Here is a 9,230-nt window from a genome sequence, read left to right on the forward strand (position 1 = left end):
CCTCGCACCGTACCAACCTCACTCAAGCCAATCGAAGGGCCTTGACTCACAAATCCCCATATGAGGGTGGGCAAAGGAGCGTAGCGACGTGCCCACCATCACGAGCACGCCGGGAATGGTGGGCACGGCGCAAGCGCGCCCACCCTACGCGACCGGCATGCGCGAAAGCGCGCGGACCACCTCACTCCGCCAGATTATTCACCTTCCTCACCCAGGCCCGCACATCGGCGAGCACGTCGGGCAGCACGGCCTTCACCTCAGGCACGGTCATGCCGGCCTTGATGCGGGGGTCGTAGAGCAGATTGAGCAAATATTGGTCGTAGACGTCGAAATAGCCCATCGAGACGTTGTCGTTGAACATGGTCCACGGCACCGTGGCGGTGTCGTTGATCGGGCCGAGCGACTGCAGCAGCTCCTCATAGGCGCAGTCGAGGAAGACGAAGTCGCCATTGTCGACGGTGAGGATCACGTCGGAATGCTCGATCTCGTAGTTCTCGTTCTTGCGGAAGCCGGACAGGCATTGCGGGTCGAGCGAGGAGCGGATCTCGCGGGCGCGCTCGCTGCCGTAGAAGCTGGTGATGGTGCGGTAGAGGTCGCGGTCGCGCACCAGCTTGACCAGCACGTTGGCGGCCTCGTTATCGTCGGTCATCGCGATGTTGAGGTGCTGCACCTTGCCGGCGATGTCGGTGACGATCCTGGCGAGCTGCGCCTTGCGGTCGTTGCGGTTGCCGTCGGCGAACACCCGCACCGGGCCGTCATATTTGCGGATGCGGTCGACCCGGCCGGCGAGATGGTACTCGGCGCCGAACGCGGTCTTGAAAAATCCCTCGACGATCTCGGTGTCTGTAAAAGTCCTCCTCTCGGTGCGTTGGCGCTGGGTGATCGCCGGAATCTCGCCGGCAAAAGCGGCCAGCGGCACGACGCCGTCGAGCAGGATCGCGGCGAGGCTCACCGCGATGAAAGGCAGGAACTGGAGATTTCGGCGCATTCGAGCGACGCTGCCGCAATGCTTGCGCCGAGGCAAGTCTACTTCAGTCATGCCGGCGCTTTGGTCGCGCCGGGTTCCGGCGAATCGATATCAGTTCTTCACGACGACCGTGGTGCCGACCGAGACGCGGCCGTAGAGGTCGGTGACGTCGTCATTGGTCATGCGAAAGCAGCCCGAGGAGACCGCCTGGCCGATCGTCTCCGGCTCGTTCGAGCCGTGGATTCGGTAGAGCGTCGAGCCAAGATACATCGCGCGCGCGCCGAGCGGGTTCTCGATGCCGCCCTTCATGTGGCGCGGCAGGTCGGGCCGACGGGCGATCATCTGCGACGGCGGCGTCCAGGCCGGCCATTCCTTCTTGGCGGTGATGCGGTGGGTGCCGCTCCAGCGGAAGCCGTCGCGGCCGACGCCGATGCCGTAGCGCAACGCCTGGCCGTTCGGCAGCACCAGATAGAGCCGGCGCTCGCCGGTGTTCACGACGATGGTGCCGGGCGCGTAATTGGTCGGGTACATCACGGTGGTGCGCGGGATCGAGCTCGCGCCGCTGCCGAAGAAGTTCGGGCCGCCGCCCATGATGTCGCGGGAGTCCCAGCCTTCGGCGCGCGCCTGGCCTGCGGTGGCCAGCATGGCGAGCGCGGCAAACGTCACTGCAACGGAGGTCAAAGCAGCCGACGTCAAAGTGGATTGGCGGAGCATGGTCGTCCTCGCGAAAAATCAAATATGCCGTCAGACAGGCCACAAATGCCGCCGCTTCGCAAGCGACGAGCGCGTGACCGCGGCATTTTCGTGTGCCGGCGGTTAAAAAAGGCAACACTTCAAACGCGATGGCTGCCCTGTCGGGCCCAGCCTTTGACGAAACGGACGAACAATGGTTGATCGGGATACCAATCGAACAACATCTCTGAGCGGGAGAGAGGCCATGAATGGTGCGGAAAGCCTGGTGCGGACATTGGTCGCAGGCGGCGTCGATGTCTGTTTCACCAACCCCGGCACCTCGGAGATGCATTTCGTCGCCGCGCTCGACAAGGTGCCGGGCATGCGCTGTGTGCTCGGCCTGTTCGAGGGCGTGGTGACGGGAGCTGCCGACGGCTACTTCCGCATGAAGGGCACGCCCGCCTCGACCTTGCTGCATCTCGGTCCCGGCCTCGCCAACGGCCTCGCCAATCTGCACAACGCCAAGAAGGCGCATTCCGGCATCGTCAACATCGTCGGCCAGCACGCGACCTATCACATCGGCTACAACGCGCCGCTGACGTCGGACATCGAAGGGCTGGCGCGGCCGATGTCGTCCTGGGTGCGGACCTCGCCGGATGCCAAATCCGTCGCCGCCGACGGCGCGGCCGCGATCGCCGCCGCCCGGAGCGCGCCGCCGCAGATCGCAACCCTGATCCTGCCGGCCGACACCGCCTGGAACGAGGCCGATGGCATCGCCGAGGTGCCGCACGAGGCGCAGCGCCCGAGCTATTCGCCGCAGGCGGTCGAGGGCGCGGCAAAAATCCTGCACGGCGATGCCGCGCATACGCTGCTGCTGGTCACCGGCGGTGCGCTGACCGCGCAGGGGCTGGCGCTCGCCGAGCGGATCGCCGGCAAGACCGGCTGCACCGTGATGGGCCAGACCTTTCACCCGCGGATGGCGCGCGGCGCCGGCCGCTTCTCGATCAACCGCATTCCCTATGTGATCGAGCTGGCGGTGCCGATCCTGAAAAATTTTCGTCATATTGTCCTGGTCGAGGCCAACGATCCCGTTGCCTTCTTCGCCTATCCGAACAAGCCGAGTATGCTGAAGGCCGAAGGTTGCGAGGTGCATCGCATGACGGCGTGGGGCGAGAATTCGGTCGCGGCACTGGAGGCGCTCGCCGGCGCCGTTCATGCGAAGCCTGCCGACGTCAAGCCGCAAGCGCTGCAGGAACTGGTGAAGCCGACCGGCGCGCTCAATCACACCAGCATCGCGCAGGCGATCGCGTGCGCGATCCCCGAGAACGCGATCATGGTCGATGAATCAGTCACGACGGGGCGCGGCTTCTTCCCGCCGACCGCGGCGGCAGCACCACACGACTGGCTGCAGAACATGGGCGGCTCGATCGGCTTCTCGACGCCGGTTGCGACCGGCGCGGCAGTGGCCTGTCCGGATCGCAAGGTGATCTGCATGGTTGGCGACGGCAGTGCGATGTACACCATCCAGTCCCTGTGGACGCAGGCGCGCGAGGGGCTCAACGTCGTCACCATCGTGTTCGCCAATCGCATCTACCAGATCCTGCGCGGCGAGTTCGACGGTGTCGGCGCCGGCGAGCCCGGCAAGCGCGCGCAGGACATGCTGAAGATCGACAATCCGACGCTCGACTTCGTCGGGATGGCGAAGAGCATGGGCGTGCCGGGCAGGGCGGTGACGACGGCGGACGAGTTCAACAAGGCGCTCGCGGAAGCGATCGCCGAGCCGGGTCCGCGCCTGATCGAAGTGCGGATGTAGAACGCTCGCTGGACATGCCGCGGCGGCGGCGCCATCTCAGTCGGAGGCCTGATGCAGACCGAGCTGAACAAGGTGATCGCCGCCGTGCAGGAATTCTACGCGCAGGAGACGTTCCTGCTCGAGCGCGATCTCGGTGAGCGCGCGCTCACGCATCGCCTCGCGGTCTACGTCGAGAAGCAGTTCACCGGCTGGCAGGTCGATTGCAACTACGACCGGCTCGGCGAGCGCACGCTGCGGCTGCCGCATGGCACGGTGATCTCGACCGACGATCATCTCGGCAAATCGATCTATCCCGATATCGTCGTGCACCAGCGCGAGATCCCGAACAATCTGATGGCGATCGAGGCGCGCAAGGACAGCAACCACCAGTCGCTCGAGCACGATCAGCACAAGCTGCAGGCGCTGACCGACCCGCATGTCTGGTTCGCCTACTGGATCGGCGTGCTGGTGATCCTGGCGCGCAAGGGCGTGAGTTTTTCCGAGGTCTATGTCGGCGGCGTCGTCGAACGCCAGCAATCGATCTGGTTCGCCGAACGCTTGCGGGAATGCGGATTGTCATCGGAATGACACGCGCTCTCAGCATTAAGTCTACTGCGGATTACTACGGGCATTGCAATGCAATAGCCCGTTTGGATCATGCATCGCGCAGGCGCTCGCGCCAAAACCAGACACGCGGCAGGTGGAGCAATAACCGGAGCTGGTGGTCTTTTTCAGTACGTTCCCATGGCGGTGCCGATTGCTGGCTCCAACTTCACTTTCGCTCCCCCTCCGCACTCATCTCGGGAATGATTAACATTCCGCAGCGTGAAAAGGCCGCCCTCGGGGCGGCCTTTTGCGTGATCGAGCAGCGCATGCTGTTTCGCGTTATTGCTTGGTCGCATCCTCGCCCGATTTTGTCGCGCTCGATTTCTTGGTCGCGGCCTTGGCGGTCTTGGTCTTCTTCTTCGGCGCCGCCTTGGCCGTGTCCTTGGCCGTGTCGCTCTTGGCCGCGGCGTCGCCGCTTGGCGGGGCGGGCGCGGTGGTTTGCGCAAACGCGGTCGAGGACAGGAAAGCGAGCGCAGAGGCGGCGAGGATCAGTTTTCGCATCGGATGAATCTCCCGAGATGTTTTCCGGCGCGCCTCAACGGAAGCACGTGCATTCCGTTCCGCCGCCGTCATCAGTTGTCCGTGAGCCGTGCGTGACCGACGTCGCGGCGCAGGATGCTCTCGCGTTCGGATGGGCCGCGGGGGTGATGCAAGTTGTTGCCAACTCCAATCACGCGCGCCATGATGGAACCGGGAACCCGGCACCACGTTGTCGCCCGGGGAGGAGTTCCGAGGAGACGCGGCATGCGCTGGCGATCAGAGACGGAAACGACCGACGCCATGTTCGGCACCGGCCATGAAGAGGCTTCCTACGCTGCCGGCTGGGCCATCAGCGGCGTCATCACGCTGGCCGCCATCGCGGCGGTCTGGATGCTCGGGATCTGAAGACGGCCTGCTATCTCTGCAACAGGCGTTCGCCGCCGCTGGCGAGCAGGCCGAGCTTGCGGCCGGCCACGAGGCCGAGCACCACGACCACAAACCAGACCGGAAGGAAGAACAGCGTCAGGATGCCGGCATCCTCCGGCTCGGTCCGCATGATCCATTTGACCACGCCGATCGGCGCAAACAGACCGACCGCGCCACCAACCAGCGTGCTCAGCATCACCACGAGTTTCTGCGGCGTCATCGAAGCCCGTCCCCGCAACGATCTGTCCGGCGCGCGGGTCGCGCCGGCGCGCATTCATCTGCGCAACAGGCCAATGGCTTCCCGATAAAGCTGCGAGAAGCAGATCATCAGCGAGCTTGCCAGCACGAAGGTCGAGAAGCTGTCGTAGTCCTGCGGCGTCGGCCACTCGAACGCGAAATAGGGCGGGATGAATGCCCACCACACGATGGGAATCGAGATGACCGTCGCGAAGATGCCCGCCGGCGCACCGCCCAGCAGGCTGGCAATCAGGATCGCCGGAACAAAGCCGGCGAAATAGAAGCGCGTGCCGAAGCTGGCCAGCACTTCCTGCATCGTGCTGGCCAACGCGACTGCCAGCAGCGCTGCGACAAACGTGGACATCGACCACGGCCGCAGGCTCAAGATGTAGTCGTTACTCTTGCGCATCAAACGTCCCCGCCCCCGCGAGTTCCCGCGAAACTAGCCGAGACGGAACGCAAATAAAAGCCTGTACCGCCTCCGGATTTTTCCGGTGTGCTTGCTCGACGTTGTCAGTCTTGGAACCCCGCGGACCGGGTTATCCAGGGGTAGCAACACCCCAAGCCCTTGTTGCGTTGCGGGAGGTGCCAACCTGGAAGGGGCTCGCACGCCGGGGGCCGGGTCAGCACGCAGCCTTCGACAGGCACATCAAGGCCTTACGCGTGGCTTCAGATGAATACGCGTGAACGAGAGACCGCAGAAAGGTCTCTCGTCCAGAACCAGGTCAACTCCTACGCTAACAGCTGGCGATTGGGACGTTGATATAACCGCGGGTTTTTCCCCGCCAATACGACCAGCGTTACCAAGTACCTTGTATCGCTGGGAACCGCATCGGCGACAATCTCCGGCAACCTCGGCAGACTGAACCAAACTCAGATTCCCGCCACGGTTTTTGATGGAGCAACCACGGTCAATGTAAACATCGCCCCGTATCGTATATCAGTCGCCAACGCGACTACGACGCAGGTTTGGGCGGTCATCCAAAGCATATTCACTGTCAGCACCAATCAAGGTAGCGCCATCATCCGGGCGCGGAGAGTTCGCTAATCATCGAAAACGCAGCCTGGGCGGACGTGGTGATCGCGTGTTGGGGTGGAAAGGCGAGGAGCAGCAAGCGCCTTTCCGCCAGTCTGCCGGCGGCGGCGCCGATCGCTAGGGCTTCGCTTCTGAAATCAGTTCAGCGGAACGCCACCGGTGAATGTTCCGTTCGTTCCATTCGCTTGAACAAGATTATTTCCAGCCGTCAAAAGAGTTCCGCCGCTCAGAGCAGAAATTCCTACGCTGTTCCCAATTATCGCCGTGTTCTCGACACGAACAGTAGCGCCGGTGCCGATCGAACGCGTGCCAAAACCATTGTTGATTAATTGCGAGTTTCTGATGGTAACACCGATTGGTCCGTTGCCATTCGCTGCTACGATCGCATCGTTGGTGTTGCTCGATACGGTGCTGTTGCTCACCGTCGCGTTTATTCCCGCTTGTGTCTGCGATGTGTCGAACGCAATTCCAAATGTGTTGCCGGCCACGGTGACCCGGTCGATGCTGACTTGGACGCCTCCGGCGCTGATTGGCCTGATCAGTATGCCCGCTCCAGTCGTCGAGCCGCCATTGTGAACAAAGATGCTGTCAGTCACGACCACCTTGGCCAACCCTGCTGAGTTATTGCTGACCCATAAGCCGCTATACAGAGGACTGGAGCCGATCGAGCCACTGACCTTGACGTGGTCAACGATGAGAGTTCCTGAGCTATCGAGGGCAATACACGGAATAGAACCCTGTCCACTTAAGTAGGCACAATCCAAGTCTAAGCCTCTAAGCACGACGGTATCGGATGCGGCTATCGCGACTTGAATTCCACCTGGAAAGGAATTTTGACTGATCTCCGCGTGAACAGCACTGCAGTCTATGGTTATCGATTTCGTGATGTACACGGGGCCGTAATACCCCGATGTCGAGCAGCCAATTTCGCCGCCTGCATTTGTTTTCTGAAGCGCTCCCGAGAACGTTAGACACGGTGAAGCCGCGGTACAGGCGTTGCCGTCACTTCCTTGCGGCGAAACCCAGCTGTGGAGATTCTGCGCTTTTGTCGAGGATAAGCCCGCAAAAAAGAACATCGTGAAGACTAAGACAAACCGCATGTCCGCCTCCCAAGAAACTATCTCGAAAAAAAGTCTATCGAGCGCCAGTCGTCTGCATCTCAGTTAAGTGGCACAGGTCCGGAAAAACTGCCATTGGACCCATTCACTTGGACGATGTTGTTTCCAGCCGTTAAGAGTGCGCCTCCACTGATGGCTGAAACGCCGATGTTGTTACCAATTACTGCGTTGCCGTCTGCCCGAACGGTGACGCCCGAGCCGATCGATCGAATACCATATCCGTTATTCGTTAGTGCAGAATGTCTAACAGTGACGCCTATTGGGCCACCGCTAGAACTGGTTGTTGCTACGATCGCGTCGTTCGCATTGCTGGTTATTGTACTGTTGCTGACTGTGGCATTGATGCCTTGCTGCCCCGATTGCGAGGTGTCGAACGCAATGCCGAATGTATTTCCGGAAACGACGACCCGATTGATAGTGACCTGCGCGCCTCCGGACGAGGTTGGCGCCGCTCTGATGCCGGCGCCACCACTAGGACCTCCGTTCCGCACAAATATGCTATCCGTGACAACGACTTTGGCTACCCCTTGATAGGGAACGATATCTAATCCGCTTATGCTGCCCGTCGTCACCGAAGAGTTGCTAAGCTTGACGTGATCGACGATGAGGAGACCGGGGCCAGCCATCGAAATACACTGGAACGCAGTTGCATTGCTGTAGGCCGCACAATCCAAATCCAAGCCCCTAAGAATAACGGTGTCAGTCGGTGCGATCTGGACAGAGAACAGCGAACCAAAGTTAGGAGTGTTTAATCCGATTTCGGCGTGAACCGCGCTGCAATCGAATGTAATGGATTTTTGTATAAACACTCCGCCGAAGGCTCCAGAATTCAAACAGCTGACTTCGCCACCCGCATTTGTCTTTTGATACGCTCCTGAAAAGGTCGCGCAGGGAGCAGCCATGGTGCAGGCGCTCGAATCGTTCCCTTGTGCAGAGACCCAGCTGTGAAGGTTTTGCGCCTTGGCTGATGAAAGAGCTGCAATAGCGCATGCGATAAGGACAAAGACGAAACGCATTTCATCCTCCGGGCAATGCGGGTTTGATTTTTTGAATTTTCGAGATAGTGGGATGGAACCAGGAGTTGATTGCAATCCGTAGATCTACGGGCCGTCCTGAGAGCAATGGGAGTAGCTCTAACTGGCAGGCCGCGCCTCATGACCCGATGGGGCCGGTCGCGTTGTTTCGAGACTATGCCTGATTGGTCTGGTCATGGCGCCAGGGCTCGCCATCCATCATCTTTTGATTCCCCCTGAAGTCGTTCGCGGTTAGTGCGGCCAACCGCCCTTATCGAACTCGGTCCGGAAGCCGCGTGGGAGCCGCGGTGTCTCACCTTCATCGGCTTGGTTACAGACAGGGCAGGGCATGCCGGCGCCGCCGCAGGTGCAGGCCCGATCTCCCTGCCATGGTCGGTCCGGATGGTTCTCGCAAACTCATCCGCCTCCGTCACATGTGGGGCAGCGCTCGGTCATGAGATGATCCGGTTCTTCCTGACAGCTTTCCGTCGCGGCGCCGGGGGCTCGTCCGGCTGTCCGTGGTGCAGCGCCTTGAGCATCGCGATCCGCGCCAGCATAACCCAGGCCTCCGATCTCTCTGCAGCATAGATCAGGTGCTGAACGGCGGTTTGCCAGTGGGGTAGGGTTTGCTCGGCCCTGGGCACAGGGCCTGGATGTATTCTGCGGCTTCCCTGAGCGTGCTGAGGGGCCTCCTCGGCAGTTCGATCGGTGTGTCGAACTGCCGAGACCACGTCACGCGAACAGGTCCGCGCCGGCCTGCAGGATCCGCACGTAGGTCCCGCTTTCGTGTAGCTCGAGCCAGCCGCGTATCCCTCCGGCGTCGGCCGCCTTGTGTAGTTTGAGAGGCGGCCCGAGGATTTGACCTTAAGTCTAGCTTTAAGGT

At 61.4% G+C, this 9,230-nt stretch carries 10 protein-coding genes; 3 read left to right on the forward strand and 7 right to left on the reverse strand.

The window, feature by feature from the left end:
• Positions 1-181 precede the first annotated feature (181 nt).
• Complete coding sequence (locus tag JQ604_RS41235; RefSeq protein ID WP_212366504.1) at positions 182-988, reverse strand: DUF2927 domain-containing protein; 807 nt, start codon at positions 986-988, stop codon at positions 182-184.
• A 90-nt stretch (positions 989-1,078) separates the two neighbouring features.
• Positions 1,079-1,681, reverse strand: coding sequence for a L,D-transpeptidase (locus JQ604_RS41240; RefSeq protein ID WP_212366505.1), 603 nt, complete (start codon positions 1,679-1,681; stop codon positions 1,079-1,081).
• A 223-nt stretch (positions 1,682-1,904) separates the two neighbouring features.
• On the opposite strand from JQ604_RS41240, the gene JQ604_RS41245 reads away from it, so the two are divergent.
• The gene (locus JQ604_RS41245) at positions 1,905-3,452 is read left to right on the forward strand and encodes an acetolactate synthase large subunit (RefSeq protein WP_212366506.1); all 1,548 of its coding nucleotides are present in this window, start codon (positions 1,905-1,907) and stop codon (positions 3,450-3,452) included.
• Between the two features lie 51 nt (positions 3,453-3,503).
• Positions 3,504-4,019 (forward strand): hypothetical protein, encoded by a 516-nt coding sequence (locus JQ604_RS41250; protein ID WP_212366507.1) that lies wholly within the window; start codon positions 3,504-3,506, stop codon positions 4,017-4,019.
• Between the two features lie 297 nt (positions 4,020-4,316).
• Here JQ604_RS41250 and JQ604_RS41255 read toward each other — a convergent pair whose 3' ends face one another.
• On the reverse strand, positions 4,317-4,538 hold the full coding sequence (locus JQ604_RS41255; protein ID WP_212366508.1) for a hypothetical protein: 222 nt from the start codon (positions 4,536-4,538) through the stop codon (positions 4,317-4,319).
• A gap of 243 nt (positions 4,539-4,781) precedes the next feature.
• Here JQ604_RS41255 and JQ604_RS41260 point away from each other — a divergent pair, with 243 nt between their 5' ends.
• Positions 4,782-4,922 carry a hypothetical protein gene (locus tag JQ604_RS41260; RefSeq protein ID WP_212366509.1) on the forward strand — a complete coding sequence of 47 codons (141 nt, stop codon included), beginning with the start codon at positions 4,782-4,784 and terminating at the stop codon, positions 4,920-4,922.
• A 10-nt stretch (positions 4,923-4,932) separates the two neighbouring features.
• Here the strand turns inward: JQ604_RS41260 and JQ604_RS41265 are convergent, their stop codons facing one another.
• From JQ604_RS41265 to JQ604_RS41280, 4 genes are all read right to left on the reverse strand, one after another.
• Complete coding sequence (locus JQ604_RS41265) at positions 4,933-5,163, reverse strand: hypothetical protein (protein ID WP_212366510.1); 231 nt, start codon at positions 5,161-5,163, stop codon at positions 4,933-4,935.
• A gap of 54 nt (positions 5,164-5,217) precedes the next feature.
• Positions 5,218-5,589 carry a DUF4118 domain-containing protein gene (locus JQ604_RS41270; RefSeq protein ID WP_212366511.1) on the reverse strand — a complete coding sequence of 124 codons (372 nt, stop codon included), beginning with the start codon at positions 5,587-5,589 and terminating at the stop codon, positions 5,218-5,220.
• A gap of 764 nt (positions 5,590-6,353) precedes the next feature.
• Positions 6,354-7,316 carry a hypothetical protein gene (locus tag JQ604_RS41275; RefSeq protein WP_212366512.1) on the reverse strand — a complete coding sequence of 321 codons (963 nt, stop codon included), beginning with the start codon at positions 7,314-7,316 and terminating at the stop codon, positions 6,354-6,356.
• Between the two features lie 59 nt (positions 7,317-7,375).
• Positions 7,376-8,350: a hypothetical protein gene (locus tag JQ604_RS41280; RefSeq protein WP_212366513.1), complete on the reverse strand. Its 975-nt coding sequence runs from the start codon at positions 8,348-8,350 to the stop codon at positions 7,376-7,378.
• Positions 8,351-9,230: the final 880 nt, after the last annotated feature.

It is taken from the genome of Bradyrhizobium jicamae (genome assembly GCF_018130695.1).
Classification (GTDB): domain Bacteria; phylum Pseudomonadota; class Alphaproteobacteria; order Rhizobiales; family Xanthobacteraceae; genus Bradyrhizobium; species Bradyrhizobium jicamae_B.